26 protein-coding genes and 2 tRNA genes are annotated in these 26,485 nt (G+C 70.2%); 17 read left to right on the top strand and 11 right to left on the bottom strand.

Translation table 11 applies throughout. The annotated features are described in order from the left end of the window. Nucleotides 1-9: 9 nt before the first annotated feature. A complete protein-coding gene (locus OMP39_RS12420) occupies nt 10-1,707 on the bottom strand; it encodes a carboxylesterase/lipase family protein (RefSeq protein ID WP_264892026.1) in 1,698 nt (565 codons plus the stop codon). Nucleotides 1,708-1,990: 283 nt separating this feature from the next. Here OMP39_RS12420 and OMP39_RS12415 point away from each other — a divergent pair, with 283 nt between their 5' ends. Then, nucleotides 1,991-3,040, top strand: a complete 1,050-nt coding sequence (locus tag OMP39_RS12415) for a PAS domain-containing sensor histidine kinase (protein WP_264892025.1) — start codon at nt 1,991-1,993, stop codon at nt 3,038-3,040. 11 nt (nt 3,041-3,051) lie between these two features. After that, nucleotides 3,052-3,684, top strand: a complete 633-nt coding sequence (locus OMP39_RS12410) for a response regulator (protein WP_264892024.1) — start codon at nt 3,052-3,054, stop codon at nt 3,682-3,684. Nucleotides 3,685-3,809: 125 nt separating this feature from the next. Here the strand turns inward: OMP39_RS12410 and OMP39_RS12405 are convergent. Together OMP39_RS12405 and hrcA are read right to left on the bottom strand one after the other, a co-directional pair. Beyond that, nucleotides 3,810-3,886 (bottom strand) — tRNA-Ile (locus tag OMP39_RS12405). 65 nt (nt 3,887-3,951) lie between these two features. After that, on the bottom strand, nt 3,952-4,968 hold the full coding sequence (hrcA, locus tag OMP39_RS12400; protein ID WP_264892023.1) for a heat-inducible transcriptional repressor HrcA: 1,017 nt from the start codon (nt 4,966-4,968) through the stop codon (nt 3,952-3,954). Between the two features lie 112 nt (nt 4,969-5,080). On the opposite strand from hrcA, the gene OMP39_RS12395 reads away from it, so the two are divergent. From OMP39_RS12395 to OMP39_RS12380, 4 genes are read left to right on the top strand one after another with little or no spacing between them, the layout of a single operon-like run. Continuing rightward, on the top strand, nt 5,081-5,959 hold the full coding sequence (locus OMP39_RS12395; protein ID WP_264892022.1) for an NAD kinase: 879 nt from the start codon (nt 5,081-5,083) through the stop codon (nt 5,957-5,959). Then, on the top strand, nt 5,959-7,662 hold the full coding sequence (gene recN / locus OMP39_RS12390) for a DNA repair protein RecN (RefSeq protein WP_264892021.1): 1,704 nt from the start codon (nt 5,959-5,961) through the stop codon (nt 7,660-7,662). Before OMP39_RS12395 ends, recN begins: the two co-directional genes overlap by 1 nt. Beyond that, nucleotides 7,659-8,570 carry an RNase adapter RapZ gene (gene rapZ, locus OMP39_RS12385; protein WP_264892020.1) on the top strand — a complete coding sequence of 304 codons (912 nt, stop codon included), beginning with the start codon at nt 7,659-7,661 and terminating at the stop codon, nt 8,568-8,570. The genes recN and rapZ overlap by 4 nt, the downstream gene beginning before the upstream one ends. After that, nucleotides 8,567-9,193, top strand: a complete 627-nt coding sequence (locus OMP39_RS12380) for an LON peptidase substrate-binding domain-containing protein (protein ID WP_264892019.1) — start codon at nt 8,567-8,569, stop codon at nt 9,191-9,193. The genes rapZ and OMP39_RS12380 overlap by 4 nt, the downstream gene beginning before the upstream one ends. A gap of 69 nt (nt 9,194-9,262) precedes the next feature. On the opposite strand, the gene mutY is transcribed toward OMP39_RS12380, so the two are convergent. The 3 genes from mutY to mutM all read right to left on the bottom strand — a co-directional run bounded on the left by mutY (nt 9,263) and on the right by mutM (nt 13,315). Further along, a complete protein-coding gene (gene mutY, locus OMP39_RS12375) occupies nt 9,263-10,276 on the bottom strand; it encodes an A/G-specific adenine glycosylase (RefSeq protein ID WP_264894569.1) in 1,014 nt (337 codons plus the stop codon). A 49-nt stretch (nt 10,277-10,325) separates the two neighbouring features. Next, on the bottom strand, nt 10,326-12,311 hold the full coding sequence (locus OMP39_RS12370; protein ID WP_264892018.1) for a dynamin family protein: 1,986 nt from the start codon (nt 12,309-12,311) through the stop codon (nt 10,326-10,328). A gap of 188 nt (nt 12,312-12,499) precedes the next feature. Continuing rightward, nucleotides 12,500-13,315, bottom strand: a complete 816-nt coding sequence (gene mutM, locus OMP39_RS12365; RefSeq protein ID WP_264892017.1) for a bifunctional DNA-formamidopyrimidine glycosylase/DNA-(apurinic or apyrimidinic site) lyase — start codon at nt 13,313-13,315, stop codon at nt 12,500-12,502. An 82-nt stretch (nt 13,316-13,397) separates the two neighbouring features. On the opposite strand from mutM, the gene OMP39_RS12360 reads away from it, so the two are divergent. The 8 genes from OMP39_RS12360 to OMP39_RS12325 all read left to right on the top strand — a co-directional run bounded on the left by OMP39_RS12360 (nt 13,398) and on the right by OMP39_RS12325 (nt 19,903). After that, complete coding sequence (locus OMP39_RS12360) at nt 13,398-15,239, top strand: tetratricopeptide repeat protein (protein ID WP_264892016.1); 1,842 nt, start codon at nt 13,398-13,400, stop codon at nt 15,237-15,239. Then, nucleotides 15,236-15,829, top strand: a complete 594-nt coding sequence (locus OMP39_RS12355; protein ID WP_264892015.1) for a lipoprotein insertase outer membrane protein LolB — start codon at nt 15,236-15,238, stop codon at nt 15,827-15,829. The genes OMP39_RS12360 and OMP39_RS12355 overlap by 4 nt, the downstream gene beginning before the upstream one ends. A gap of 43 nt (nt 15,830-15,872) precedes the next feature. Continuing rightward, a complete protein-coding gene (gene ispE / locus OMP39_RS12350) occupies nt 15,873-16,748 on the top strand; it encodes a 4-(cytidine 5'-diphospho)-2-C-methyl-D-erythritol kinase (protein ID WP_264892014.1) in 876 nt (291 codons plus the stop codon). Between the two features lie 54 nt (nt 16,749-16,802). Then, nucleotides 16,803-16,879, top strand: a tRNA-Gln gene (locus tag OMP39_RS12345). A gap of 145 nt (nt 16,880-17,024) precedes the next feature. Continuing rightward, nucleotides 17,025-17,987, top strand: a complete 963-nt coding sequence (locus OMP39_RS12340; RefSeq protein ID WP_280925511.1) for a ribose-phosphate pyrophosphokinase — start codon at nt 17,025-17,027, stop codon at nt 17,985-17,987. A gap of 99 nt (nt 17,988-18,086) precedes the next feature. Next, the gene (locus OMP39_RS12335) at nt 18,087-18,716 is read left to right on the top strand and encodes a 50S ribosomal protein L25/general stress protein Ctc (RefSeq protein ID WP_264892013.1); all 630 of its coding nucleotides are present in this window, start codon (nt 18,087-18,089) and stop codon (nt 18,714-18,716) included. Nucleotides 18,717-18,845: 129 nt separating this feature from the next. Beyond that, nucleotides 18,846-19,484, top strand: a complete 639-nt coding sequence (gene pth, locus OMP39_RS12330) for an aminoacyl-tRNA hydrolase (RefSeq protein ID WP_264892012.1) — start codon at nt 18,846-18,848, stop codon at nt 19,482-19,484. Then, nucleotides 19,481-19,903, top strand: coding sequence for a DUF4124 domain-containing protein (locus OMP39_RS12325; RefSeq protein ID WP_264892011.1), 423 nt, complete (start codon nt 19,481-19,483; stop codon nt 19,901-19,903). The genes pth and OMP39_RS12325 overlap by 4 nt, the downstream gene beginning before the upstream one ends. 151 nt (nt 19,904-20,054) lie before the next feature. Here OMP39_RS12325 and OMP39_RS12320 read toward each other — a convergent pair whose 3' ends face one another. From OMP39_RS12320 to rsmD, 3 genes are read right to left on the bottom strand one after another with little or no spacing between them, the layout of a single operon-like run. Further along, entirely contained in the window at nt 20,055-20,345 is a 291-nt protein-coding gene (locus OMP39_RS12320; protein ID WP_264892010.1) for a YfhL family 4Fe-4S dicluster ferredoxin, read from the bottom strand. 49 nt (nt 20,346-20,394) lie between these two features. Further along, nucleotides 20,395-20,895, bottom strand: coding sequence for a pantetheine-phosphate adenylyltransferase (gene coaD, locus OMP39_RS12315; protein ID WP_264892009.1), 501 nt, complete (start codon nt 20,893-20,895; stop codon nt 20,395-20,397). A gap of 27 nt (nt 20,896-20,922) precedes the next feature. Further along, nucleotides 20,923-21,501 carry a 16S rRNA (guanine(966)-N(2))-methyltransferase RsmD gene (rsmD, locus tag OMP39_RS12310; protein WP_264892008.1) on the bottom strand — a complete coding sequence of 193 codons (579 nt, stop codon included), beginning with the start codon at nt 21,499-21,501 and terminating at the stop codon, nt 20,923-20,925. Between the two features lie 102 nt (nt 21,502-21,603). On the opposite strand from rsmD, the gene ftsY reads away from it, so the two are divergent. Beyond that, complete coding sequence (ftsY, locus tag OMP39_RS12305; RefSeq protein WP_264894566.1) at nt 21,604-22,926, top strand: signal recognition particle-docking protein FtsY; 1,323 nt, start codon at nt 21,604-21,606, stop codon at nt 22,924-22,926. Between the two features lie 33 nt (nt 22,927-22,959). Here ftsY and OMP39_RS12300 read toward each other — a convergent pair whose 3' ends face one another. Beyond that, nucleotides 22,960-23,685, bottom strand: a complete 726-nt coding sequence (locus OMP39_RS12300; RefSeq protein ID WP_264892007.1) for a DUF2726 domain-containing protein — start codon at nt 23,683-23,685, stop codon at nt 22,960-22,962. 247 nt (nt 23,686-23,932) lie between these two features. Next, nucleotides 23,933-25,300: a signal recognition particle protein gene (gene ffh, locus OMP39_RS12295; RefSeq protein WP_264892006.1), complete on the bottom strand. Its 1,368-nt coding sequence runs from the start codon at nt 25,298-25,300 to the stop codon at nt 23,933-23,935. Nucleotides 25,301-25,405: 105 nt separating this feature from the next. On the opposite strand from ffh, the gene OMP39_RS12290 reads away from it, so the two are divergent. Further along, nucleotides 25,406-26,212, top strand: coding sequence for a cytochrome C assembly family protein (locus OMP39_RS12290; RefSeq protein ID WP_264892005.1), 807 nt, complete (start codon nt 25,406-25,408; stop codon nt 26,210-26,212). A gap of 10 nt (nt 26,213-26,222) precedes the next feature. Continuing rightward, entirely contained in the window at nt 26,223-26,453 is a 231-nt protein-coding gene (locus tag OMP39_RS12285; protein WP_264892004.1) for a PP0621 family protein, read from the top strand. Nucleotides 26,454-26,485: the final 32 nt, after the last annotated feature.

Raw genomic sequence — 26,485 nt, 5'->3', positions numbered from 1 at the left:
CGCCTTTCCTCACTGCACGCTGATCTGCGCCTGCGTGAGCGAGGCATCGAAGACCAGCGTCGCGGGCCATGCCGGCCAGGTGACGCCGAGACTGGCATTGTTGGGGTCGCCGTTGCGCATGAAGGCGGCGATGCTCTGCATCATCGCGCCGGACAGCGCCAGCCGGCCCGGCTGGTTGGCGCTGCTGTTGACCGCGTTGGCGAACAGCGAGGGCCCGAAGTTGCCGAACACGAACGGCAGGTCGAACGCATGCGCGGCACCGTAGATGTCGTTCCACGGCGCGGGCTCCTGCGCCCAGCTGAACTTGTAGTACCAGACGTTGGACTGCTGCGTCTTCAGCGTGTTCAGCGCGTTGTCGCGGCTGGGGCCCATGAACACCGAAGCCAGCAGGGCCGTCTTGGCGTTCCAGCCGGTGCCGGGTGCCGTGACCGGCAGGTACGCCGGGTGGATCACCTGGTCGATCGTGACCGCGGCCGCCTGCGCAGGATCGAACATCTTCGCGAACCGTTCGGCGTCGCTCATGATGAAGCCCGGCGGGCCGCCCAGCAGCGTGAGGAAGGGCGCGAACAGCTTGCCTTCGTCGGCGGTGTTGCCGGCCAGCACCGGCACCTTGTTGTAGCGGCCGGCGGCGATCTCGTCGATCGGGTTCAGCGGCAGCACCGTGCCGTCGGGGATGGGGCCGCTTCCCGTCAGCCCCTTGGTCAGCAGCGTGGTCAGGATCGTGCCCGCCGGCTTGGCACGCAGGTAGTCGGCGATCTGCTGGTTGCTCTGCGTGGCCACGTAGGCCTGCGCGCCGGGCACATCGGCGGCCAGGCCGTCGGCGATCAGCAGCTGGTACAGCAGGTTGTCGGCCTGCGCCGCGTAGGTGGTCGCCGGGTTCAGCGTGGGGATGGTGCCGGCCGGCAGGTTGCTGGCCAGCGAGAGGCCGCCGGACAACGGGATCGCCTTGTGGAACAGGCCCGCCGCCTTCGGCGAGGCCAGCAGCGCCCAGGTGTTGATCGCGCCGGCCGACTGGCCCATCAGCGTGACGTTGCCGGGGTTGCCGCCGAAGTTCGCGATGTTCTGCTGCACGAACTTCAGCGCCTGCATGATGTCCAGCAGCGCGAAGTTGCCCGAGGCCTCCTCGGGGCTGGCGGCCAGCGCGTTGATCTGTGCGGCGTTGAAGAAGCCGAAGGGCCCCACGCGGTAGTTGGCCGTCACCACCACCGCGTTGGCGGTCTTGGCGAGGTTCGCGCCGTTGTAGACCGGATCGGCGGTGTAGCCGGAGATGTTGCTGCCGCCGTACACGAAGAACAGCACCGGCAGGTTGTTGTCGCGGTTGGCCGGGCGCCAGATGTTCAGGGTGAGGCAGTCCTCGCTGCCCACCGGGGTGTTCAGCGTGGTGCCGATGGTGGCGTCGTAGGTGTTGTTGCTGCCCGGGCCGTAGATGCGGCCGTTCTGGATGCAGGCGTTGCCGAAGGCCTTGGCGTCGCGCTTGCCGCTCCAGGCGTCGGGCTCGGCCGGTGCCCGCCAGCGCAGCGCGCCCACCGGGGGCTTCGCGAAGGGAATGCCCAGCCATGCGTAGGTGCCCGACTGCTCCACGCCCGCCACGGTGCCCAGCCGAGTGCTGCGCTCGGTGGGCGGCGGACCGTCGCTGCCGCCGCAGGCGGTGAGCAGCGTTGCCGCCAGGATGCACAAGCCGCCGGCGGCATGTCGAAGCTGTCTCATGGGGGTCTCCTCGTTCATGCTGGATCTGGGATGCCGGCCTGCAGACTACGGAGGCGGCCTGCACCGGACCATCGGAAATTTCCGAAAGCGCCTCGGGGTAAAGCCGCCTCTCGCCGGGGCCTCAGTGAAGACCCGAGAGCGACGCACGGCGCCCTCCTCACGACCGGTGCGCCCACCGTTCGATACATCCTGTTTCGCAGCCATCGGAAACTTCCGAGAACCGCTCCGGGGAAGCCCTGCGCCATCTGACGCCGGGCTTGCCTACCATGGACCGGTGCCCGACATGACCACCGACTTCGACCGCGCCACGCTCTCCGACGTGCCCTTCCACGCGATCGTGGAGCAGTCGGTGGCGGGCATCTACGTGCTGCAGGACGAGTGCTGCGTCTATACCAACCACACCTTCGCGGCCATCATGGGCTACACGCCCGAGGAAATGATCGGTGGCCACCTGACGAAGTTCATTGCACCGCACTTCCTGCCCGAGGTGCTGCGGCTGTACTACAAGCGGCTCAACGCCGACCCGCCCAGCATCCACTTCATCACCCACTTGCTGCACCGCGACGGGCGCGAGCTGCTGGTGGAAGTGCACGGCTCGCGCATCCTCTACCGCGGCCGGCCGGCGGTGATCGGCGTGGGCATCGACGCGACCGAGCGGCTGCGCAACGAGGAGGAGTTGCGCCGTTCGCGCGAGCAGTTGCAGCAGCTCTCGGCCTACACCCACCGCAAGCTGGAGGAGCAGCGCCTGAGCTTCGCGCGCGACGTGCATGACGTGCTCGGCGGCATGCTCACCTCCCTCAAGATGGACGCCACGCGCGTGCTGCGCCGCGCCGACAGCGCCGAGCTGCAGGAGCTCACGCGCGGGCTGATCGCGCTGACGCAGAAGACGATCGACACCGTGCGCGAGATGTCGGAGGCGCTGCGGCCCAGCGAACTGGAGCACCTGGACCTCGCGGCGGCCATCGCGCGAGAACTGGGCGAGTTCAGCGCGCGCTCGGGCGTGCCGCATACGCTGGACGCGCGAGCGCCCACGCCGGTGCGCCTGTCGCCCAAGCGTGCGATCGCGCTGTACCGCATCTTCCAGGAGGCGCTGACCAACGTGGCGCGCCATGCGCAGGCGGCGCGCGTGCGTGCGGCCCTCACGACCGAAGGCGACATGCTCATGCTGAGCCTCGAAGACGACGGCCTCGGCTTCGACCCCGCCGCGCAGGGCCGCAACGCACTCGGCCTGCTCAGCATGAGCGAACGCGCGCGCGAGATCGGCGCCGAGTTCAGCCTCGACTCGGCGCCCGGCGCCGGCACGCGGCTGCGCCTGCGTGCCCCGCTGCTGTAGGGAGCGCCGCCATGATCGACCTGCTGCTGGCCGACGACCACACCATCTTCCGCTCCGGCATCCGGCGCCTGCTGCTCGACGAGCCCGACATGCGCGTGGCCGGCGAGGCGCGCAACGGCAGCGAGGCGCTGGAGATGGTCAAGGAGCACCGCTATCACCTCGTGCTGCTGGACATCAACATGGACGGGCGCAGCGGCCTGGAGGTGCTGGAGTCGATCCGCGGCGCGGCCCCCACGCTGCCGGTGCTGATGCTGTCGATGTATCCGGAGGCGCAGTACGCGCTGGTCGCGGTGAAGGCCGGGGCGAACGGCTACCTGCCCAAAGACGCCGAACCCGCCGAGCTCGTGACCGCGATCCGCCGCGTGGCCGCCGGCGGCCAGTACCTGAGCGCGCGCGCCGCGCCGCTCGTGCAGGCGCAGCTGCACGGCGCCGACGAGCGCCCGCCGCACCAGCGCCTGTCCACGCGCGAGCACCAGATCATGCTGATGCTGCTCAAAGGCCTGTCGCTCACGCAGATCGGCGAGGAGATGATGATCAGCGTGAAGACCGTGAGCACGCACCGCACCCACATCCTCGAAAAGCTGGGCGTGGCCAGCACCGCGGAGCTGGTGCTGTATGCGGTGCGGCAGGGGCTGATCCATTGAGGGTTGGTCGCGGACGGGTGACCCCGCCGCCGCAGGACATCGAGGAGGAGGGGCGGCCACCGGCCGGCGCCGGGGGACACTCCGGCGACTGCGTGCCCCGCCGCCCAGGGCCCGCTCGATCTTCTTGGTAGGCCGTGCAGGGCTCGAACCTGCGACCAAAGGATTATGAGTCCTCTGCTCTAACCGACTGAGCTAACGGCCCCAGGGCGCACCCAAGACCGGTGCGCGCGAAAGCGTGGGATTGTAGAGCGGCACCCGGCGCGCGACCTACTTTTGACTCAGGGCATTGGAGACCAGCCGGGCGGTGATGTCCACGATCTGGATCATGCGGTCGTACGCCATGCGCGTGGGGCCGATCACGCCCAGCGTGCCCACCACCTGGCCGTCCACCTCGTAAGGTGCCGAGACGACCGACAGCTCCTCGTACGGCACCACCTGGCTCTCGCCGCCGATGTAAATGCGCACCCCTTCGGCACGGCTGGACACGTCGAGCAGCCGCATCAGCTGGGTCTTCTGCTCGAACAGGTCGAACAGCTTGCGCAGCGAGCCGAGGTCGCTGGAGAAGTCTTGCACCTGCAGCAGGTTGCGCTCGCCGGAGATCACCACGTCGTCGGTGCTTTCGGCGATCGCCTCGGAGCCGGCCTGCACGGCGGCCTGCATCAGTGCGGCGATCTCGCCGCGCAGCGCGTCGATCTCACCCTTGAGGCGCTCGCGCACCTCCTCGATCGTCAGCCCGGCATAGTGGCCGTTCAGGTAGTTGGTGGCCTCCACCAGCTCCGACTGCGAGTAGTCGTGTTGGGTGAAGATCACGCGGTTCTGCACGTCTCCGTCCGGGGCAACCAGGATGACCAACACCCGCCGGTCCGACAGACGCAGGAACTCGATGTGACGGAACACCGACGGCTTGCGCGGGGCGGTGACCACGCCGACGAACTGCGACAAATTCGACAGCAGCTGCGCGGCGTTGGCAATGACCTTCTTGGGCTGGTCGGGCTGCAGCTGACCGGCCACTTCGGGCGGGGCCTCGACCTCCAGCGGCCGCACGGTGAGCATGGTGTCCACGAACAGCCGGTAGCCGCGTGCGGTGGGCACCCGTCCGGCCGAGGTGTGAGGGCTGGCGATGAGGCCCAGCTCCTCCAGATCGGCCATCACGTTGCGGATGGTCGCCGGGGAGAGGTCCAGCCCCGACGCTTTGGACAGGGTGCGTGAGCCCACCGGCTGGCCTTCGGCGATGTAGCGCTCCACGAGGGCCTTGAGCAGGGTTTTCGCACGATCGTCCAGCATGCAAGTGATTGTAGGGCGGGGACTTTTTCCCGGGTAGCGTGTCGGGGCCGGCACTCCCCGCCAAGCGGCAGCGCTTCACGTTCCGGCGCAGGCGCTGTGGTGTAATCCTTCCATGCTTCCGCGCTTTCGTCATGTGGCCCTGATTGGCAAGTACCAGGCTCAAGGCATCGAGCCGGTGCTCAATGACATCGCGCAGCTGCTGCTGCGGCTGGGCGCCGAGGTGGCGCTGGAGCACGACACGGCGCTCAACACCTCACTGGCTGAGTACCCGATGCTCACCGTGGCCGAGATCGGTCTGCGCTGTGACCTGGCCATCGTCGTGGGCGGCGACGGCACCATGCTGCACATCGCGCGCGAGCTTGCCCGCTACGGCGTGCCGCTCATCGGCATCAACCAGGGGCGGCTCGGGTTCATCACCGACATTCCGGTGCAGGACGTGCGCGAGACGCTGCGCGAGATGTTCGCCGGCCACTACGAGGAAGAGCACCGCACGATGCTCGAGGGCCAGGTGCTGCGCGACGGCCATCCAATCTTCGACGGCTTCGCGATGAACGACGTCGTCGTCAGCCGCGGCGCGACGGCTGGCATGGTCGAGTTGCGGGTGGACGTGGACGAGCAGTTCATGGCCAACATCCGCGCCGACGGCCTCATCGTCGCCTCGCCCACCGGCTCCACGGCCTACGCGCTCTCGGCCAACGGTCCGATCCTGCATCCCGCGATCAAGGGCTGGGTGCTGGTGCCGATCGCCCCGCACACGCTGTCCAACCGCCCCATCGTCCTGCCCGACTCGAGCCAGATCACGATCGAGATCGTCGCCGGCCGCGACGCGAGCGCCAACTTCGATATGCAACGCCTGGCCAGCCTCCTGCACGGCGATCGCATCTGCGTGCGCCGTTCGGCGCACCAAGTGCGTTTCCTCCATCCGCGCGGCTGGAGCTACTACGCCACGCTGCGCAAGAAGCTGCACTGGAACGAGGGAGTGGGGGTCTGATGCTCAGACGCATCGCATTGCGCGATTTCGTCATCGTCAGCGAGCTCGAGATCGAGCTCGATTCCGGCTTTTCCGTCCTGACCGGCGAGACCGGCGCGGGCAAGTCCATCCTCATCGACGCGCTGCAACTTGCTCTGGGCAGCCGCGGCGACGCCGGCGTGGTGCGCGAGGGCGCCTCGCGCGCCGAGATCACGGCGGCCTTCGACCTGCCGCCCGCGCTCGTGCCCTGGCTGGAGGAGGCCGGCTTCGAGCCGGGCGACGAGTTGCTGTTGCGGCGTACGATCGACGCGCAGGGCAAGAGCCGCGCGTGGATCAACGGCAGCGCCGCGACGGTGGCGCAGCTCAAGGCCGCGGGCGAGCGTCTGGTGGACATCCACGGCCAGCACGCTTGGCAAAGCCTCACGCGCGCCGAATCCGTGCGGGCGCTCTTCGACGCCTACGCGGGCGTGCCGCTGGCGCCGCTCCAGGCCGCCTGGCAGGTCTGGCGCGAGGCGCAGGCGCGACTGGACGATGCCCGCGCCCGGCAGGCCGACCTGGATCGCGAGCGCGAGCGCCTGGCCTGGCAGATCGGCGAGCTCGAGAAGCTCTCGCCGGGCGAGCACGAGTGGGACGAACTCAACGCCGAGCACCGCCGGCTCAGCCATGCGCAGTCGCTGCTCGATGCGGTGCAGGGGGCCTTGGATGCGCTGTCCGAAGCCGAGGGCAGCGCCGACGAGCTGACGGCCCGCGCGGTCGATGCGCTGCAGTCCGTGGCCGAGTACGACGACAGCCTCGCGGCCGTGATCGAGGTGCTGCAAAGCGCGCAGGCCCAACTGCAAGACGCCTCGCACAGCCTGCACGGCTACCTGCGCCATGCCGACCTCGACCCGGCCCGCCTGCAGGAGCTCGACGAACGTCTCGGGGCCTGGGTGAGCCTGGCGCGCCGCTACCGCCGCCCGCCCGAGGAGCTGCCCGCCGTGCTGGCGGGCTGGCGCCAGGAACTCCACGAGCTGGAGGCAGCGGCCGACCTGGAGGCCCTGGAGGCCGCCGCGGCGACGGCGCGGCGCGAGTTCGAGCGGGTGGCCCGTGAGGCTGGACGCGCACGGCAGCAGGCGGCACCGCGCCTGGCCGCCGCGGTCACGCAGGCGATGCAGTCGCTCGGCATGGCGGGCGGGCGCTTCGAGGTCGCGGTCGTTCCGCTGCCCGCGCCGCAGTCGTGGGGGTTGGAATCGATCGAGTTCCTCGTCGCGGGTCACGAGGGGTCCACGCCCCGGCCGCTCGGCAAGGTGGCCTCGGGCGGCGAGCTCTCCCGCATCGCGCTGGCCATCGCCGTGACGACCAGCCAGCTCGGCGAGGCCGGCACGCTCATCTTCGACGAGATCGACGTGGGTATCGGCGGCGCCGTGGCCGAGACGGTGGGGCGCCTGATGAAGCAACTCGGCCGCGACCGCCAGGTGCTCGCCGTCACGCACCTGCCGCAGGTGGCCGCGTGCGCCGACCATCACTTCGTCGTCAGCAAGACCAGCCGCGCGGGCGTGACGACGAGCGCTGTGCAGACGGTCGCTGGCGAGCAGCGCGTCGCCGAGATCGCACGGATGCTGGGCGGCCAGCAACTGTCGGGTACGAGCTTCGCCCACGCGCAGGAGATGCTGTCGAGCGCCGCGGCTGCAGCCGCCCTCGCCCCGTCCCCGGGCAGCCCGAGCAAGACGCGCAGGCGCTCATGAATCCGACCCTGTCCGCCACTGCACCCGCGAGCGATCCCTTGCGTGAGCTGGTACTCATCACCGGCATCTCGGGCTCGGGCAAGTCGGTGGCGTTGCACGCGCTCGAGGATGCCGGCTACTTCTGCGTCGACAACCTGCCTCCCGAGCTGATCGAGACGTTCGTCTCGCTGGAACACTCGCGGTTCACGCCGCGCATCGCGATCGCCGTCGACGTGCGCAGCGCGCGCTCCTTGCCGCACCTGCTGCCCGTCATGGGCAAGCTGCGGGAGTCGGGCATCGCGATGAAGACCATCTTCCTCGACGCCTCGACCGACGCGCTCGTGCGTCGATTCTCCGAGACGCGCCGGCGCCACCCGCTCTCCCCGCCGGGCGACAGCGACGCCCACCATGCGCTGATGGAGGCGATCAACTTGGAGCGCGAACTGCTGTCGGACTTGCGCCAGGCCTCCAGCGTCGTGGACACGAGCGAGCTGCGTCCCGCCCAGCTGCGCAGCTGGATTCGCAGCTTCGTTCAGGCCCCGCCGGCCAAGCTGACGCTCGTGTTCGAATCCTTCGCCTTCAAGCACGGCGTGCCGCTGGATGCGGATTTCGTCTTCGACGTGCGCGTGCTGCCCAACCCCTACTACATCCGCGAGCTGCGCCCGCAGACGGGACGCGACCCCGACGTGATCGCCTACCTCGAATCGCAGCCGGAAGTGGGCGAGATGGTCGCGCAGATCGAAACCTTCCTGCGCCGCTGGCTGCCGGCCTTCGAGCAGGACCAGCGCAGTTACCTCACGGTCGCCATCGGCTGCACCGGGGGGCAGCACCGCTCGGTGTACTGCGTCGAACAACTGGCCCAGCGCCTGCGCGACCGGGGCGCGACCCTGGTGCGGCACCGCGAGCTGGACGCACGAGACTCCCCATGACCGCAGTACCCGAATCCACGCGTCTTGCGCTCTTTCCGCTGCAATCGGTTCTGTTTCCGGACGGACTGCTCGGACTGAAAGTCTTCGAGGCCCGCTATCTCGATCTCATCAGCACCTGCGTGCGCGACCGCGTGCCCTTCGGCGTCGTCGCGTTGCGACAAGGCCAGGAGGTGCGCCGCCCCGGCGAGCGCGTCGAGTTCGAGGCGGTGGGCTGCAGTGCCGAGGTGATCGAGATCGACGGCGCGCAGCCCGGCATCCTGCATGCGCGCTGCCGAGGCGTGCAGCGGTTCAATGTGCGCTCCAGCGAACAGCAGCCAGGCGGTCTGTGGGTGGCCGAGGTCGAGTGGATCGAGCCGGACGAGGCCGCCCTACCGGCCGAGGAGCACCTCGCCTGCGCGCAGGCGCTGGCGGCGCTCATCCGCACCATGCGCACCAAGGGGCCGGTGCCTTTCCTCGAACCCTACCGCTTCGAGGACGCCGGCTGGATCGCCAACCGCTGGTGCGAGGTGCTGCCGATCCCGCTGGCCGCACGCCAGAAGCTGATGGAACTGCCCGACCCGCAGGTGCGCCTGAAGCTGGTGGACCAGTTCCTCAAGCAAAAGGGGATCGTGCAGGCCCCGTGAGACGGGCCTCCAGCCGCGCGGTGGCCCGCCGTCCGGCGAGCGGCGTGCGCCGCAGCACCGGTGCCGGTTTCACCCCTGAAGCAGCCGCCGCAGCGGCGCCGGCAGGCCGACCTCGCTGAGCCGGGCGTAGGGGATCCACCGCGCATGCGGCCAGGCGGGGCGCTCGAGCGGCCGGACCTTCACCGGGTGCAGCACCCAGTCGAAGTGGGTCAGCGCGTGCTCCACGCGCGGCTGCGGCTGGGCCTCGACCTGCCAGCCGTCGAGGGCGGCGTGCAGGCCCTCGGCGCTGTCGAACTCCGGCAGGCTCAAGAGCCCCGCCCAGACGCCGCGAGCCGGGCGCGGCACGAGGCAGACCTCGCGCTCGTGCTCGATCCAGAGCCACCAGCTCTCGCGTCGACCGCGGGCGATGCGGCGCGTCTTGACGGGAAAACGCTCCGGCTGCCCGAGCGCGCGTGCGCGGCACAGCGACGCCACCGGGCAGAGCAGGCAGGTGGGCGAGCGCACGCTGCACAGCCCCGCGCCCAGGTCCATCAGACCCTGGGTGTAGGCATCGATGCCTTCGTCCGGCAGGAGGGCCTCGGCGTGCGCCCACAGCTCGCGCTCGGCGCGCGCCTGCGACAGGTCGCCTTCGAAGGCCAGCACACGGCCCAGCACCCGCTTGACGTTGCCGTCCAGGATGGCCGCCTTCTCGCCGAAGCAGAAGGCCGCGACCGCGGCAGCGGTGGAGCGGCCGATGCCGGGCAGCTCGGCCAAGCCCGCGGCGGTGGGCGGAAACCGGCCGCCGTGACGGTCGCGCACCTCCTGGGCGCAGCGATGCAGGTTGCGGGCGCGACTGTAGTACCCCAGGCCGCTCCACAGGGCCAACACCTCGTCCAGCGAGGCGTCGGCCAGCGCCACCACGTCCGGGAAGCGGGCCAGGAAGCGCTCGTAGTAGGCGAGCACGGTGGAGACCTGCGTCTGCTGCAGCATGATCTCCGACAGCCACACGCGGTAGGGGTCGCGCGTCTGCTGCCAAGGCAGCCGATGGCGGCCGTGCTCGCGCTGCCACGCGACGAGGCGCGCTGCGAACTCGCGACGCAGCATGTCCAGGTCGCTGCCCGCCGAGAGCGCGGCCGGGCCCGGGCGGCTCACCTCAGACACCGTCGGCTTGGGCCTCGAGCGGCAGCTCGATCGTCACGCTGGAGACCTGCACGTTCGGCAACGGCCCTGCGGCGGCGGCCTGCAAGGCCTGGACGCGGGCGGCCAGCTGGGCCTGCAGTTGCTTCAGGCGCGCTTCTTGCGATTCCACTTCGTAGATGCGCGCCTCCAGTTCCTGGCTCGCGCCTTGGGCACGCTCGAGCGACTCGCGCCGGCGCTTGAAGTTGCGGCGGCGGTCGCGCAACTGGGAGTCGATCTGGGCCGAGGCGGTCTTGTTCCACAGCTCGAGCTCGCCGCAGGCGCCCTCGAACACCACCCGCAGCTTGGACACCAGCATGCGCCGGAACTGCTCCAGGAAGCGCGCATTGGACAGCCGCACCGCGTACGACAGGCCCAGGTACTGCATGTAATTGCGCTCGATGAGGTCCAGGTCGCGGACGAAGCGCGTCAGGTCGGGCGCCTTCGGTGTGGCCAGGCCGAATCCGTACTCGGCGTTGAGCTTGGCGAACGACGCAGCCAGCATCTCCTGGATCTCGCCGCCCTTGCGCTGGGCGTCCTCGAGCCGCTCGCGCAGCGCCGCGCACATCTCGGAGAACGCCTTCTTGGCACCCAGGTTCAGCACCGCGTGGCGCAGCTTGTCCTGCAAGACCTCGGTGTGCTCGCGCAGCACGTCGTTGCCGATGGACACCAGCGCTTCTTTCAGCATGCGCGTGTGCACCGCGCGCATTGCCTGCACGTGGCCGATGCACTCCTCGAATTCGGCGCTCTCGGCCTCGGCCCGCTTCAAGAGCGCAGCGAGCATGCCGCTGTTCTTGCCTCGCAGGCTGCGCAGCTCGACGAGCTGCTCGGCCACCTGGCGCCGGCGGTCCGCGAGGCGCCGCCCCACATGGGCTTCGAGCTGCGCGAGGCCGTCGGTCACCACCTGCTCGATCACCTCGCGCCGCTGGGGCAGCAGTTGCTGCCCGAGAGCGTCCTCCAAGTCGAGGATACGACTGGCCCGCAGGTCGTCGGCATCGCCCGTCACGCGGCCCGCGAGCGCGAGTTTCGCGGAGAGGGGGAACACCCGGTTCTCGGGCACCTCGAGGATGCGGGCCGTCTGGGCACGCTGGCGGGCGATGTGGATCTCCACCTCGGCGTGCGCGCTCAAGGGGTCGGCCAGCGTGTCGATCTTGTTGAGCGCGACATAGCGTGCGAGCGGTTGCCCGCACAGGTGGTCTCGCCAGATCGCGAGATCGGTCTTGGTCACGCCGGTGTCGGCGGCCAGGATGAACACCGTCGCATGGGCCGACGGCAGCAGGCTCACGGTGAGTTCGGGCTCCGCGCCGATGGCGTTGAGCCCCGGCGTGTCGAGCACGACCAGGCCGCGCTTGAGCAGGGGGTGCGGGTAGTTGATGACCGCGTGGCGCCAGGCGGGCACCTCGACCAGGCCGTCCTCGCCGATCGGCGGGTTGTCCTGGGGGTGCTCGTCGTCCCAGAAGCCCAGCGCCCGCGCCGCCTCCACCGGCACCCGCTTGGTCTGTGTCACCTGGGTGAGCTCCTCGGCCAGCAGGTCGGGCCGCTTCACGTTCAGCGGCACTTCCCGCCAGGCGCTCGGGTGGGCGCGCAATTCCGTCAGCGACTGCGTGCCCAAGCGCGTGTCGATGTCCAGCAGCTTCAGCGAGGGCGGCTCGTCGGGGTCGTAGCTCAGTTCCACCGGGCACATCGTCGTGCGCCCCGGCGTGGCCGGCAGGATGCGCCGTCCGGTGTCGGCGAAGAAGATCGCGTTGATGAGCTCCGACTTGCCGCGCGAGAACTCGGCGACGAAGGCGACGACCAGCTTCTCGGCCGCCACCCGCTGTGCGAGCGATTCCAGCTGCTGGGAGGCGGGCTCGTCGAGCAGGTCGTGGTCGAAAAGGAATCGCGACAGCTCGCCGATCTGCGTTTGCAGTCCGGCGCGCCAGGCACCCAGCGCATCGAGTTTGTTCGCAAAGGAGGCAACCATGGAGATCCCGGGGCCGCTCGGGTCGTCGGCAGGCGGACTATGGTAGCCCAGCGTGTGCGCGGGGCGCCCAAGCGCCCGCCCGGCGGCGCGCCGGGATGCCGCGAAGTGCGCGCCGAGCGCCGGCGTTACGAGCGGTTTCGCGATCCGCCGCGGCCGCTCCCGCCCCGGCCGGCCCGCACGAGGGGGCTTCAGCGGCGCTGGCAGCGCGGGCAGTAGTACGTCGAGCGCTGGCCTTGCACGATGCGCCGTATCGGGCTCGCGCAGCGCGGGCAGGGCCGGCCCTCGCGGTCGTAGACCTGGGCGGTCAGCTGGAACTGGCCGCCGCGCCCGTGCGCGTCGCGGAAATCGCGCAGTGTCGAGCCGCCCGCCTCGACGGCCGCGTGCAGCGTCTGCCGCACCGCCTCGGCCAGGCGCTCGCAGCGCTCGGGCCCGAGGCGGCCGGCCTGCGTGCGGGGGTCGATGCCGGCCCGGAACAGCGCCTCGGACGCGTAGATGTTGCCCACGCCGACCACGACGTCACCGGCGAGGAGCGCCTGCTTGATGGCGGTGCGCCGCCCCCGCAGGCGCTCGCGCAGGAAACTGCCTGTGAACGCCGGATCGAATGGTTCGATGCCCAGCGACGCGAGCAGCTTGCGCGCCGGCTCCCCCTCCAGCGAGGGCGACCACACCACGGCCCCGAAGCGGCGCGGGTCGTGCAGCCGAAGCACGCCCTGGGAGGTGACGAGGTCGAAGTGGTCGTGGGGCCCCGGCGGGGGCGGGGCGGCCTGGAAGCCCAGCGACCCCGACATGCCCAGGTGCAGCAGCAGCCCGCCGCGGTCCAGCTCGACCCAGAGGTACTTGCCCCGGCGGTGCACGTCGCGCACCAGCGCCCCGGCCAACCCCCCCGGCTCGCAGCCCAGCGGCCAGCGCAGGGGCTTGCCCAGGCGCACCGACTCCACCCGCGCGCCGCGGATGCGGTCCGCAAAGCTGCGGCGGGTCACCTCGACTTCAGGCAATTCCGGCATGACGGGGAATTATCGGGGCCTCCGTAGAATCAGACGGCATGTGAAGCCGCAGCGCTTCGCCTCACCCGCAGAGACATCGCCCATGCCGGTCGCCGCCCCCCATTCCCTGCGCCTGCTGCTCGCCGCGGCCGGTTTGGCCCTCGCGTGCGGGCAGCCTGCCCGTGGCCAGGCGGCGGCCGATCCAGCCGAGTCGGTGGTGCGCACGCACGTCCCCTCGGCGATGGACGCGGAACTGTTCTACCAGGTGCTGATCGGCGAGATGGAACTGCGCCAGGGGCAGGCCGGCGTGGCCTACGAGGTCATGCTCGATGCCGCGCAGAAGACGCGTGACGAGGCGCTTTTCCGCCGGGCCGTCGAGATCGCGCTGCAGGCGCGCGCCGGCGACCAGGCGCTCGCCGCCACCCAGGCCTGGCGCATGGCCGTGCCCGCGTCGGCGGAAGCGCACCGTCTCACCGCCCAGGTGCTGGTCGGCCTGAACCGCTCGGCCGAGGCGCTCGATCCGTTGCGCGGGTTCCTGGCCGCGACGCCCGCCGCCGAGCGGCCGGCGGCCATCGGCCTGCTGCCCCGCCTGTTCGGCCGGGCGGGCGATCGCAAGACGCTCGCGAGCGTGGTCGAACAGGTGCTGCAACCCTACGCTGCGCAGGACGCCACGCGCGTGCCGGTGCTGCTGACCAACGCCCGGATGCGATGGCTCGCGCAGGAGCCCCAGCGTGCGCTGGAGCTGGCCCAGGAGGCCGCGCGGCTGGAGCCTGCCGCCGAGGGCCCGGTGCTGCTCGCGCTCGAGATGCTGCCCGGCGAGCCTCGGGCCGAGGCGCTCGTGCGGTCGTATCTCGACCGCAAAGCCGACGCCGCCGCCGTGCGGCTGGCCTATGTGCGCGCGCTGTTCACCAGCCAGCGCTATGCCGAGGCCGTCTCGCAACTGGAGCAGGCGACGCAGGCCGACCCAAAGGCCGCGCCCATGTGGCTGACGCTGGGCGCCTTGCGGCTGGAGCTCAAGCAGCCGCGCGAGGCCGAGCGGGCCTTGCTGCGCTACGTGGAACTGGCGTCCGCCAGCGCCGGCGCACCGGCCGAGGGCAGCACGCAGGCCGAGCCGGCGAGCGAGGAGGGCAGCGGGCCCGCCCCGGCCACTGCCGAGGCGCTCCGGCAGGCTTCGGCCGAGGGGCTCACGCAGGCCTACCTGCTGCTCGCCCAGGCCGCCGAGGCGCAACGCAACTACCGGCAGGCCGAGCAATGGCTCGCCAAGATCGACAACGCCGAGAGTGCGTTGTCCGTGCAACTGCGACGCGCGATGCTGCTGGCCAAGCAGGGCAAGGTGCAGGAAGCGCGGGAGCTGCTGCGGCGCACGCCCGAGCGCACGCCACAGGACGCGCGCGCCAAGCTGATGGCCGAGTCGCAGCTCATGCGCGAGCTCAAGCTCTGGGCCGAAGCGCACGCGGTGCTGTCGGAGGCCAACCGCCGCTACCCGGACGACGCCGACCTCCTGTACGAGCAGGCGATGATGTCCGAGAAGCTCGGGCGATTGGAGGAGATGGAGCGGCTGCTCAGGCGCGTCATCCAGATCAAACCCGATCACTTCCATGCCTACAACGCGCTCGGCTACACGCTGGCCGATCGGAACGAGCGGCTCGAGGAGGCCCGCACCCTCGTGCTGAAGGCGCTCGAGCTGGCGCCCAACGAGCCGTTCATCATCGACAGCCTCGGCTGGGTCGAGTACCGGCTCGGCCGCCGCGAGGAGGCGCTCAAGCATCTGCAGCGCGCGTTCGAGGCGCGGCCGGACGCAGAGATCGCCGCCCATCTGGGGGAGGTGCTGTGGATGCTCGGCCGACGCGAGGAAGCGCGTCGCGTGTGGCGCGAAGGTCGCGAGCGCGACGCGACCAACGAAGTGCTGCGCGAGACGCTCTCGCGCCTGAAGGTCGACCTGTGAGCGCGCCCGGCTCGTGCAGCGCGTGGCGCCCCGGTGCCCACAGCGCGGGGCTGCGATGGGCGGCTGCGCTGGTATGCGCCGCGTGGCTCGCCGGCTGCGCCGGGCTCCCACGTGCGCCTTTGGGGCCCGAGGCGCTGCCCATCGTGGCGGCAGGGCGGCTCGCGGTGCGGGTCGATCCCGGGGAGTTCGGCGAGCCGCCACGCATTTCGAGCGCGGTCTTCGAGTTGTCCGGTGCGCCGGAGCGCGGCGAGCTGAGGCTGGCCAGCCCGCTCGGCACCACGCTCGCCGTCGCGCGCTGGCAGCCCGGCGGCGTGTGGTTGGAGGCCGAGGGCCGCACGCGCGAGTTCGCGGACCTAGACGAACTCTCGCGCGAGGTGATCGGCGAGGTCGTGCCGCTGGCTGCGCTCTTCCACTGGGTGCGCCGGCAGCCGTGGCCCGGGGCCCCGGCGGCGCCGCTGGCCGGTGCCGCGGGCTTCGAGCAGCTCGGCTGGGCCGTCCACACCGATCGCGCCGACGAGGGCCTGATCGTCGCCGAGCGGCGCACGCCCCCACCGCCGGTCACGGTGCGCGTCAAGCTCGACTCGATATGACCGCCCCGCGCCGTTGCTCACCCCGCCGATTCCGAGTGCCACGATGAGGGCGTTGTACGACGTGCCGGCTCCGGCCAAGCTGAACCTGTTCCTGCACGTGCTCGGTCGCCGCGACGACGGCTACCACCTGCTGCAGTCGGTGTTCGTGCCCATCGACTGGATGGACACGCTGCACTTCGAGCGCCGCGACGACGGTCAGCTGCGGCGGCACGACCTGACCGAGCCGCTGCCCGCGGACGACCTGTGCCTGCGGGCGGCGCGCGCGCTCCAGGAGGCGAGCGGCTGCCGGTGGGGCGTGGACATTTCGATCGACAAGCAAGTGCCCAGCGGCGCCGGCATGGGCGGCGGAAGCTCCGATGCCGCCACCGTGCTGCTCGCCCTCAACCGCCTGTGGGGCCTGCACTGGCCGAGGGCTCGGTTGCAGGCACTGGGCCAGCGTCTGGGCGCCGACGTGCCGTTCTTCCTCGGGCCCGGGCCGGCGTGGGTCGAAGGCATCGGCGAGCGGCTTTCGCCCGTGGCCCTGCCCGCGGCCGATTACTTCGTCGTCAAGCCCGCCGTGAGCCTGCCCACGCGCGAGATCTTCGCCCACCCCCTCTTGGCACGCGATACAAGAGCTGCTATAGTGGAGGACTTTCTCGCCGACCCCGCAACTTTCGGCAAGAACGACCTCCAAGCGGCTGCTCGAGCGCTCAGCGACGAGGTCGGGCAAGCCGGGCGGTGGCTCGAGGCTCGCTTCGGCAACAGCCGCATGACGGGCTCGGGCAGTGCAGTGTTTGCGGTCGTTTCGGCGAGGAATGGCGCAGCGGCTGCAGCGCCCGGCAAGGAGGCTCGGTGGTTGAAAGAGCTTCCGGCCGGTTGGGTGGGTCGTCTGTGCCGCGGTCTGGAGCAGCATCCGCTATCGGGTTGGGCGTCGGACTGAAGACGATTTCGGGGCTCGCGCCCGGGCCTTCGGGCCAGGGGCGAGGGCCTGTGTAGGGGAGTCGCCAAGTCGGTTAAGGCATCGGATTTTGATTCCGACATTCGAGGGTTCGAATCCTTCCTCCCCTGCCAAAGCCATCGAGGAACCTCTGGACGGTCATTCGCAACGAGTGGCATCCAGAGGTTCCGTAGTTTTTGAGCGGTGCATGCAAGTGCCGCTTCGGGCCGATACGACGCTCGAACCACGCTGAAGACCCACGCCTCGACGGAGAGGAAGATGTTGTCCGACACGCTGCTGTTCACCGGCAACGCCAACCCGGCACTCGCGCAGGAAATCGCCAATCATCTGGGACTGCCGCTGGGGCAGGCGGCCGTGGGCCGCTTCTCGGATGGCGAGGTCTCGGTCGAGATCCAACAGAACGTGCGCGGCCGCGAGGTGTTCGTCGTGCAGCCCACCTGTGCGCCGACCAACGAGCACCTGATGGAGCTGTGCATCATGGTCGACGCGCTCAAGCGCGCCTCGGCTCGCCGCATCACCGCCGTCATTCCGTACTTCGGCTACGCCCGCCAGGACCGCCGCCCGCGCTCGACGCGCGTGCCGATCAGCGCCAAGGTGGTCGCCAACATGCTGGAAGTCGTCGGCGTCAACCGCGTGTTGACGATGGACCTGCACGCCGACCAGATCCAGGGCTTCTTCGACATCCCGGTCGACAACATCTACGCCTCACCGGTGCTGCTGTCGGACCTCAAGTCGCGCAACTACGACGACCTCGTGGTCGTCTCGCCCGACGTGGGCGGCGTGGTGCGCGCGCGTGCGCTGGCCAAGCAGCTGGGCTGCGACCTGGCCATCATCGACAAGCGCCGGCCCAAGGCCAACGTGTCCGAGGTGATGCACGTGATCGGCGAGATCGAAGGTCGCAACTGCGTGATCATGGACGACATGATCGACACCGCCGGCACGCTGGTGAAGGCGGCCGAGGTGCTCAAGGAGCGCGGCGCGAAGTCCGTCTATGCGTACTGCACGCACCCGGTGTTCTCCGGCCCCGCGCTCGAGCGCATCCGGGCTTCCGAGCTCGACGAGGTCGTGATCACCAACACGATTCCGCTCGCCGACGCGGCCCGGCAGATCCCCAAGATCCGCCAGCTGTCGGTGGCCTTCCTGTTTGCCGAGACGATCCGCCGCATTTCCGACGGCGAATCGGTCACGTCGCTGTTCGCGGAGCAGAACAACAACTTCTGATCCGCCACACCGGGCGGCCGAGAGGCTGCCCACCGCGGGGCTGCCTGCGGGCGGCCCGTGTTGCGTCTGGTCGCGGACGCTTATTGACTGGAGAGATGAATGAAATTCGTCGCATTTGAGCGCCAAGTGCAGGGGACCGGAGCGAGCCGCCGCCTGCGCAAGGCCGGCAAGGTCCCCGGCATCGTGTACGGTGCGGGCGAGCCGAAGATGATCGAGCTCGACCACAACGCGCTGTTCCACGCCATGAAGAAGGAAGCGTTCCATTCCTCGATCCTCGAGATGGAACTGAACGGGCAGGTCGAGAAGGTGCTGCTGCGCGACTACCAGATGCACGCGTACAAGCCGCAGGTCCTGCACGTGGACTTCCAGCGCGTCGACGCGAACACCCGCATCGTCAAGAAGGTGCCGCTGCACTTCGTCAACGAAGAGAACTCGCCGGCCGTCAAGACCGACAAGTGCACGATCAGCCACGTGGCGACCGAGCTCGAGATCGAGTGCCTGGCGTCGGTGCTGCCCGAGTTCCTCGAGGTCGACCTGGGCAACCTCTCCAAGGGCCAGTCCCTGCACGTCAACGACCTGAAGCTGCCCAAGGGCGTGAAGGTCGTGACGCACGGCAAGCCGAACCCGGTGATCGCCGCGGTCGTGGCCCCGGCCGAGGAAACCGAGGCGGAGGCTGCACCCGCGCCGGCTCCGGCCCCCGCGCCGGCCAAGGGCAAGGGCAAGAAGTAATTCCCGAGCCGCCACGGCTGTGCCGTCACGAAGCCCCGCCTTGGCGGGGCTTCGTGTTTTCTCCGCGCGTTCGACCGGCCCTTCGGAGGGAGTGCGGGCGCGCAAGCGCTTCCCGATAATGGCGAACCCATGATCCGACTTCTCGTGGGGCTGGGCAACCCCGGCCCGGAATACGAAGCCACCCGGCACAACGCAGGCTTCTGGTGGATCGACGCGGTCGCGCGTCGGCTGGGAGCCCGTCTGCAGCCCGACCGGGCCTACCACGGCCTCGTGGCCCGGGTGAGCCGGCCGCTGGCCGGGGTGGAGGGGCCGGTGTGGCTGCTCGAGCCGCAGACCTACATGAACCTCTCCGGCAAGTCGGTGTCGGCCCTCGCGCGGTTCTTCAAGATCGCGCCACACGAGATACTCGTGGCGCACGACGAACTCGACCTGCCGCCGGGACAGGTCAAGCTCAAGCAAGGCGGCGGGCACGCGGGGCACAACGGGCTGAAGGACATCCAGGCCCAGCTGGGCAGCGCCGACTACTGGCGCTTGCGACTGGGCATCGGCCACCCGGGCGTGAAGGCGGAGGTGGCCGCGTACGTGCTGCGCAAGCCCAGCCCCGAACACCGCGAGGCCCTGGAGGCGGCGATCGAGCGCACCATGGCGGCCGTCGAGCCGCTGCTCAAAGGCGACATGCAAGCCGCCGTGCGGCTCGTGAACGCCAAGCCTCCCCAGCCGAAGGCGCCGCCGCCTTCCGAGACCACCGCATCGAAACCCTCGACATGAAATCCCTCGCCCGGCTCCCGGCCGGTGTTCTCACCGGCGTCTGCCTCCTCGTCTTGCCCGCCGCCGCGCAAGAGGCCATCTACCGCTGCGGCAACGAGTACAGCCAGCGACCTTGCGAGGGTGGCCGCCAGATACGCCCGGCACCGCCGGCCAGTGAGGACGAACGCGAGGCCGCGCGCTTGACGCACTGGCGCCAATCGCTGCTGGCAGAGGAACTCGCGGGCGAGCGGCACAGGCAAGAGCGGGAGGCACGGGGCGGACCCTCCGGCATCCGTGGCCGTGTGGGAGCCGCCGAGCCGCAGGAGCCGCCGGCCCGCGAGCGCAAGCGATCTGCGCGGGAGCGCGGCGCCGAGTCCCGTCGGGGCGACACCTTCAAGGCCGTCGTGCCGAAGTCCCCGCGCCGCGCTCCCAAGTTCTGAGGGAGTGGGGCGCACGCCCCGGGGTCAAAGAGATAGGCCCGGCGCTCGGCCGCCCGGGGGCGAAGATACAAGAGCCGCACCCCAGGCCGGCAGCAGACGCTGTCTGCCTGCGGCTCGCCTCACCCGCGCGCTTCCTTCGGGCGGGCTTCCTTCAGGGGGCCTTGGGGGCGGACGCCGCAGCCCCTTCTTGTTCCGCGCGCCCCGACAGGCGCAGGTACTTCTGCCACAGCTGCTCGCGGCTTTCGACGTGCGCGGGGTTCACTGGAATGCATTCCACCGGGCAGACCTGCACGCACTGCGGCTCGTCGAAGTGGCCCACGCATTCGGTGCATCGGGCCGGGTCGATCACATAGATCTCGGGCCCCATCGAGATGGCCTGGTTGGGGCACTCCGGCTCGCAAACGTCGCAGTTGATGCACTCGTCGGTGATCATCAAGGCCATGGTGTGCCTACTCTCGAAGGTCGGGCGATCCGAAAAGACGTGGGGAGGTTCAGGCGCCGGCGGACTTCACCCGCTCTTGCAGGCGGCGCAGTACGGAGGGTGCCACGAACTTGGAGACATCACCGCCGAGCATGGCAATTTCGCGCACGAAGGTGCCCGAGACGAACTGGTACTGGTCCGAGGGGGTGAGGAAGACGGTCTCGACGTCCGGCATCAACTGGCGGTTCATGCCGGCCATCTGGAACTCGTACTCGAAGTCGCTCACCGCGCGCAGGCCGCGCACGACCACGCGCCCGCCTTGTTGCAGCACGAAGTCGCGCAACAGGCCCCGAAAGGCCATCACTTCCACATTGGCATAGGGGCGCGCTTCCTCTCGTGCGATCTCGATGCGTTCGTCGAGCGTGAACATCGTGCGCTTGTGGTGCCCCGCGGCGACCGCCACGATGAGGCGATCGAACAGGGCACTGGCGCGGCGCATCAGGTCCTCGTGCCCGAGCGTCATGGGGTCGAAGGTACCGGGGTAGATGGCAGTAAGGCGGGTGGGGGTCATGCAGCAACTCCTGCTCGGCCTGTGAGGTCAGTGTAGCCGCCGCAGCAGGCGGAATCGGACCGCGCCGGCCGTCTGCTCGCGCCACAGTTCCAGGCCCAGGCCTTCCAGGTCGACCGGCTCGGCGTCGGCCGATTCCAGGTAGATCCAGCCGCCCCGCGGCACCAGCCGGACGGCCTCGCGCAAGGCCGGGCCGAAGAGCCCGGCCGCAAACGGGGGGTCCAGGAACACCAGGTCGAACCGCTGGGGCTCGCAGCGGCGCATCCAGGCGAGCGCGTCGGTGCACACCACCTGCACCGCCTCGGCGCCTTGCAGGCGCTCCAGCACGGCGCGAAGTTGCTGCACGAGGCGGGGATCGCGCTCGAGCAGCACCACCTGCTGCGCCCCGCGCGAAGCCGCCTCCAGCCCCAACGCCCCGGTGCCGGCGAAGGCGTCCAGGCAGCGCCAGCCGCTCAGGTCCTGCCCCAGCCAGTTGAACAACGTCTCGCGCACGCGGTCGAGCGTGGGCCGCAGCCCCGGCAGGTCCGGCACCGGCAGCTTGGTGCGCTTCCAGCGGCCGCCGATCAGCCGGATCTCGTGCGCAGGGGGGCGGGCGGCGGGCTTGCTCATGATGTGCGGCGCGATTGTAGGCGCCGCAGGGCGAGGTGCCCCGAGCAGCGGCCGGGCTGCGGGCGAGGGGGTTCGTAGAATCGGATCTTGAAAGCACCCGGTATGTTCAGTTTCTTCAAGAAAAAGCCCAAGACGCAGGAGGCGCCGCCGCCTGCGCCCGCCGCCCCCGAGTCCGCCCCCGCGACCCCCGAGCCCGAGAAGCGTTCCTGGCTCGACCGCCTGCGGGGCGCTCCCGCACCCGCGTCTGCACCCGCGCCTGCACCGGCGCCTGCACCCGCGCCTGCACCGGCGCCTGCACCCGCGCCTGCGCCTGCGCCTGCGCCTGCGCCTGCGCCAGCCCCGCAAGCGCCGGCCATCTCCCAACCTGCGCCGGCGGTGCCTGAACCCGCAGCCGCGCCCGCGAGCGTGGCCGCCGCAGCCTCGGCGCGGGCCCCGGCAGCCGAGGTCCCGGCCGTCCCGCCCCCTGCGGCCGCGGTCGTGGAGGAGGCCCCGGCCGAAGAGGTGCAGCCGGCCGCGGCCGCCGAGTCGCGCCGCTCGTGGATCGAGAAGCTCAAACAAGGGCTGCGCAAGACAGGCACGAGCCTGACGCAGGTCTTCACGGGCACCCGGATCGACGAGGCGCTCTACGAGGAACTGGAGGCCGCGCTGCTGATGGCCGACGCGGGGGTGAAGGCCACGGAGTACCTGCTGCAGGACCTGCGGCGGCGGGTCAAGGAGTCCAAGGCCACGGAGCCCTCGGCGGTCAAGGCGCTGCTCGCGGACGCGATCACCGATCTGCTCAAACCGCTCGAGAAGTCGCTGGCCATCGGCTTGCACACGCCCACCGTCATCATGGTGGTGGGCGTCAACGGTGCGGGCAAGACGACCACCATCGGCAAGCTCACGCGGCGCCTGGCCGAGGCGGACCAGAAGGTGCTGCTCGCCGCAGCCGACACCTTCCGTGCCGCGGCACGCGAACAGTTGGCCGTGTGGGCGGACCGCAACCAGGTGGAGATCGTGAGCCAGGAAGGCGGCGATCCGGCCGCCGTCACCTTCGACGCCGTGCACGCGGGCAAGGCGCGGGGATGCGACGTGGTGATCGCCGACACCGCCGGGCGTCTACCGACGCAGCTCCACTTGATGGAGGAGTTGCGCAAGATCCGCCGTGTCATCACGAAGGCCGACCCCACCGCGCCGCACGAAGTGCTGCTCGTGGTGGACGGCAACACGGGCCAGAACGCGCTGGCGCAGGTCAAGGCGTTCGACGATGCGCTGCAACTCACGGGTCTCATCGTCACCAAGCTCGACGGCACCGCCAAGGGGGGCGTGCTGGCGGCCATCGCGCGCGAGCGTCCGGTGCCGGTGTACTTCATCGGCGTGGGCGAGAAGCTCGAAGACCTGCAGACCTTCGACGCGCGCGAGTTCGCGCAGGCGCTGCTCAGCTGAGAGCCGGCCCGTCGCGCCTGTCCCTGGCGGGGGTCAGCTCCGGCGCGCAGGCGCCAAGGGAATCGGCGTCGAGTCGAGGTCGTCGAACCAGGTCGACGGCGGCGGCTCGACGGCCCCCGCATCGGGCCGGGACTGCTCGCTTCTTGCGGGCGAAAGCGCGGGCACCTGTGGCGCGGGCACGGGACGACCGAGCGCCACGCTGGCCGGGCCTTCCTCCTGGGAGAGCACGATGCGAGCCTCCAGCAAGGCCTCACGAGCCGCCGCAGCGCCGGGCAGCCGGCCCTCGCGCCACACGTGCAGCGGGATGCCCGCGGCATGCAGCACGCGGTCCATGCGTGCATGGCGCCGCCGCGTGCGCTCGCTCTCCTGCGATTCGTCAGCGCGGACCTCGACCACGGCCACCACGTCGGTTTCCGCATCGCACACGACGAAGTCGGCGCACAGGTGGCCCACCCGGCGCAGCCACTCCGAGTAGGAGTGCCGCGTCGGCACTTTGAGAAAGCGGGCGAGCGGCACCTGGGCGAACACGACGTGCTCGGGCACCGCGTGTCTGAGCACCGCGTAGGCTTGGCGTTCGCAGGAGGTGAGGATGCGCGTGGGCTGCGGCGTCCAGGCCATCAAGGTGTCCAGGCCCTCGGCACCGCGCGCCTTCTTCGATTTGGTACTGCCTGCGGCCTGCGCGGCCCGCTGGCGCCACCACCATCCCGCCAGCAACACGGCGAGCGCGGCCACCGCGATCGCAAGCACCCACGGATCCATCGTCGATTCGCAACCAACAACACAGGAGCCCCATGCCGCACCGGACGGCCTGCCCCGGGAGGGGTCAAGGAAGCTGGGGGCTCTGTGGCGTTTCCCGATTCCCTGAGGGAGCGAGGACGCACCTTAGCGGCCGCGCGGCGAGCCGGTCAACGCAACGCAGGTAACGAAAGGTCTACGCCCCGATGGATGTGGAAAACCGCACGATCTGCGGGCGGCCTTCACGCAGGAACGGCGTTCGGCCGAGGTGTCAGCGCCCGCCCATGCCGGGCAGGCCCTTCATGCCGCCCATGCGCTTCATCATCTTCATGAGGCCGCCGCCCTTCATCTTCTTCATCATGCCTTGCATCTGCTCGAACTGGTTGAGCAGGCGGTTGACCTCCTGCACCTGCACGCCGGCGCCGGCGGCGATGCGGCGTTTGCGGCTGGCCTTGATGATCTCGGGCTTGCGGCGCTCCAGCGGCGTCATCGCGTTGATGATGCCTTCCATGCGGCGCACCTCTCGCTCGGCGCGCTCCATGTCGGCTTGGCCGGCCTTGGCCGCGATCTGCGTGGGCAGCTTGTCGAGCAGGCCGGACAGCCCGCCCATCTTCTTCATCTGACTGATCTGGGCGAGGAAGTCGTTGAGGTCGAAGCCGGCGCCGGACTTGACCTTCTCGGCGAGCTTTTGCGCCGCTTGCAGGTCGACGCCTTTTTGCACCTCCTCGACCAGCGCGACGATGTCGCCCATGCCGAGCACGCGGCCTGCGTGGCGTTCGGCATCGAAGAGTTCGAGCCCGTCGATCTTCTCGGACACGCCGGCGAACTTGATCGGCGCGCCGGTGACCTGCTTGACCGACAGCGCCGCGCCGCCGCGCGAATCGCCGTCGAGCTTGGTCAGCACCACACCCGTCAGGGGCAACGCCTCCTTGAAGGCGCGCGCGGTGTTGACCGCATCCTGGCCCTGCATCGCATCGACGACGAACAGCGTCTCGACGGGCTTGAGCTCGGCGTGCAACTGCTTGATCTCGGCCATCATGGCCTCGTCGATCGCCAGCCGACCGGCGGTGTCGACCAGCAGCACGTCGAAGTAGTGCCGCTTGGCGTGGTCCAGTGCGGCACGGGCGATCGCCACCGGCTGATCGCTCGCGCTCGACGGGAACCACTCGGCGCCCGCCGCCTTGGTCACCGTCTTGAGCTGCTCGATCGCCGCGGGGCGGTACACGTCGGTCGAGACGGTGAGCACCTTCTTCTTGCGCTTTTCGATCAGGTACTTGGCGAGCTTGGCGGTGGTGGTCGTCTTGCCGGCGCCTTGAAGGCCGGCCATCAGGACGACCGCCGGCGGTTGGGTGGCGAGGTTGAGGTCGCTCGTGCCTTCGCCCATCGTCGCGGCGAGCTCGCGGTGGACGACACCCACCAGGGCCTGCCCTGGCGAGAGCGAGCCGACCACCTCCTGGCCGAGCGCCTTGTCCTTGACGCGGGCAATGAAGTCGCGCACCACCGGCAGCGCCACGTCGGCCTCGAGCAAGGCCATGCGCACCTCGCGCAGCATGTCCTGCACGTTGCTTTCGGTGATGCGGGCCTGGCCGCGCATCTGCTTGACGAGGCGCGAAAGGCGTTCGGAAAGGGTCGATGCCATGGCGGACGAACGGCTGCAGAGGATGGGGAAGGGCCGTGCCAGAACGGCGGGCCGCGAAAGTACACTGTCCGGATGATTCTAGCTGCCGGCCCTGGGGCCCTGACGATGGCGCAGTCTTCCTTGACCGTGGCGGCCAGTGTGGTCGCCGTCCTCGCCTATGCACTGGCGCTCGTGGAGCACGAGCGCCTGGCTGCGGTGGTGCGGTGGTCGCTGCCGGTGGGATGGGCCGCACACGGCGCAGCGATCGTGCTGGAAGCCTCGGGTGTCGGTGCCGTGCATGCAGGGGCGCGCTTCGGCTTCGCGCCGGCCTTGTCGGTCACGGCCTGGCTGGTCCTCGCGGTCTACGGCATCGAGAGCCGCCAGGTCCCATTGCCCGGCGTGCGTCGAGTGCTGGCGTTGCTCGGGCTGTGCGCGGTGGGGCTGGCGCTGTTCTTTCCCGGCGAGGTGCGCCCGCATCTCACATCGCCCTGGATGCCGGTGCACTGGGTGCTCGGCATCGCCTCGTACGGGCTGTTCGGAGCCGCGGTGCTTCACGCGGCGCTGCTGACCAATGCCGAACGCAAGATGCGCGGACCGCGCGCGGCGGTCCCCGCTGCGCCGACGGGGCTGCCCCTGCTCAAGCTGGAGAAGCTCACCTTCCGGTTCGTCGAGGCGGGATTCGTGGTGCTGTCGGCGGCGTTGCTCCTCGGCTGGTGGTATGCATCGCCCTGGCGCTGGGACCACAAGACCCTGTTCTCGATGCTCGCGTGGCTGGTGTTTGCCGCGCTGCTGGCCGGTCGGCGCGCCTTCGGCTGGCGCGGTCGGATGGCCACACGCTGGATCTACACCGGGGCGGCCCTGCTGCTGCTCGCCTACGTCGGCTCGCGCTTCGTGCTCGAGGTGTTGCTGACCCGGGCGGCCGGGCCGGTGTGAAGGGCCGAGAATGAAGTACCTCATCCTGATCGGGGTGGTCGTGCTGGTGCTCTGGCTGGCCCGCACCGTGCGTCCCCGAGTCCGGGGCGACTCGCGCCATTCCGCGACCTCTGCCCCGCGCGCGCCGCAGCCCATGGTGCGCTGCGCTCATTGCGGGCTCCATCTGCCCGAGCAGGACGCGCTGCCCGGGCGCGGGGGCCACTACTGTTCGGAGGAGCATCGTCGTGCAGCAGGCGGATGAGGTAGGGCCCGAGGAGGGCGGCCGTCGATCGC

Source organism: Schlegelella aquatica, assembly GCF_026013905.1.
Classification (GTDB): domain Bacteria; phylum Pseudomonadota; class Gammaproteobacteria; order Burkholderiales; family Burkholderiaceae_C; genus Caldimonas; species Caldimonas aquatica.
The sequence above is the reverse complement of the archived record's forward strand: the minus strand, read 5'-3'. Positions and strand labels throughout refer to the sequence as shown.

What these genes read in the sequence shown, in the direction of transcription:
- ftsY (WP_264894566.1), top strand. Translation starts at nt 21,604, where the DNA reads ATGTTCAGTTTCTTCAAGAAAAAGCCCAAGACGCAGGAGGCGCCGCCG.
- coaD (WP_264892009.1), bottom strand. Translation starts at nt 20,895, where the DNA reads ATGACCCCCACCCGCCTTACTGCCATCTACCCCGGTACCTTCGACCCC.
- OMP39_RS12325 (WP_264892011.1), top strand. Translation starts at nt 19,481, where the DNA reads ATGAAATCCCTCGCCCGGCTCCCGGCCGGTGTTCTCACCGGCGTCTGC.
- rsmD (WP_264892008.1), bottom strand. Translation starts at nt 21,501, where the DNA reads ATGAGCAAGCCCGCCGCCCGCCCCCCTGCGCACGAGATCCGGCTGATC.
- OMP39_RS12395 (WP_264892022.1), top strand. Translation starts at nt 5,081, where the DNA reads ATGCTTCCGCGCTTTCGTCATGTGGCCCTGATTGGCAAGTACCAGGCT.
- recN (WP_264892021.1), top strand. Translation starts at nt 5,959, where the DNA reads ATGCTCAGACGCATCGCATTGCGCGATTTCGTCATCGTCAGCGAGCTC.
- OMP39_RS12380 (WP_264892019.1), top strand. Translation starts at nt 8,567, where the DNA reads ATGACCGCAGTACCCGAATCCACGCGTCTTGCGCTCTTTCCGCTGCAA.
- rapZ (WP_264892020.1), top strand. Translation starts at nt 7,659, where the DNA reads ATGAATCCGACCCTGTCCGCCACTGCACCCGCGAGCGATCCCTTGCGT.
- hrcA (WP_264892023.1), bottom strand. Translation starts at nt 4,968, where the DNA reads ATGCTGGACGATCGTGCGAAAACCCTGCTCAAGGCCCTCGTGGAGCGC.
- mutY (WP_264894569.1), bottom strand. Translation starts at nt 10,276, where the DNA reads ATGCTGCGTCGCGAGTTCGCAGCGCGCCTCGTCGCGTGGCAGCGCGAG.
- OMP39_RS12340 (WP_280925511.1), top strand. Translation starts at nt 17,025, where the DNA reads ATGTTGTCCGACACGCTGCTGTTCACCGGCAACGCCAACCCGGCACTC.
- OMP39_RS12285 (WP_264892004.1), top strand. Translation starts at nt 26,223, where the DNA reads ATGAAGTACCTCATCCTGATCGGGGTGGTCGTGCTGGTGCTCTGGCTG.
- OMP39_RS12370 (WP_264892018.1), bottom strand. Translation starts at nt 12,311, where the DNA reads ATGGTTGCCTCCTTTGCGAACAAACTCGATGCGCTGGGTGCCTGGCGC.
- OMP39_RS12335 (WP_264892013.1), top strand. Translation starts at nt 18,087, where the DNA reads ATGAAATTCGTCGCATTTGAGCGCCAAGTGCAGGGGACCGGAGCGAGC.
- OMP39_RS12320 (WP_264892010.1), bottom strand. Translation starts at nt 20,345, where the DNA reads ATGGCCTTGATGATCACCGACGAGTGCATCAACTGCGACGTTTGCGAG.
- ffh (WP_264892006.1), bottom strand. Translation starts at nt 25,300, where the DNA reads ATGGCATCGACCCTTTCCGAACGCCTTTCGCGCCTCGTCAAGCAGATG.
- OMP39_RS12360 (WP_264892016.1), top strand. Translation starts at nt 13,398, where the DNA reads ATGCCGGTCGCCGCCCCCCATTCCCTGCGCCTGCTGCTCGCCGCGGCC.
- OMP39_RS12300 (WP_264892007.1), bottom strand. Translation starts at nt 23,685, where the DNA reads ATGGATCCGTGGGTGCTTGCGATCGCGGTGGCCGCGCTCGCCGTGTTG.
- OMP39_RS12420 (WP_264892026.1), bottom strand. Translation starts at nt 1,707, where the DNA reads ATGAGACAGCTTCGACATGCCGCCGGCGGCTTGTGCATCCTGGCGGCA.
- OMP39_RS12290 (WP_264892005.1), top strand. Translation starts at nt 25,406, where the DNA reads ATGGCGCAGTCTTCCTTGACCGTGGCGGCCAGTGTGGTCGCCGTCCTC.
- OMP39_RS12410 (WP_264892024.1), top strand. Translation starts at nt 3,052, where the DNA reads ATGATCGACCTGCTGCTGGCCGACGACCACACCATCTTCCGCTCCGGC.
- mutM (WP_264892017.1), bottom strand. Translation starts at nt 13,315, where the DNA reads ATGCCGGAATTGCCTGAAGTCGAGGTGACCCGCCGCAGCTTTGCGGAC.
- OMP39_RS12415 (WP_264892025.1), top strand. Translation starts at nt 1,991, where the DNA reads ATGACCACCGACTTCGACCGCGCCACGCTCTCCGACGTGCCCTTCCAC.
- pth (WP_264892012.1), top strand. Translation starts at nt 18,846, where the DNA reads ATGATCCGACTTCTCGTGGGGCTGGGCAACCCCGGCCCGGAATACGAA.
- ispE (WP_264892014.1), top strand. Translation starts at nt 15,873, where the DNA reads ATGAGGGCGTTGTACGACGTGCCGGCTCCGGCCAAGCTGAACCTGTTC.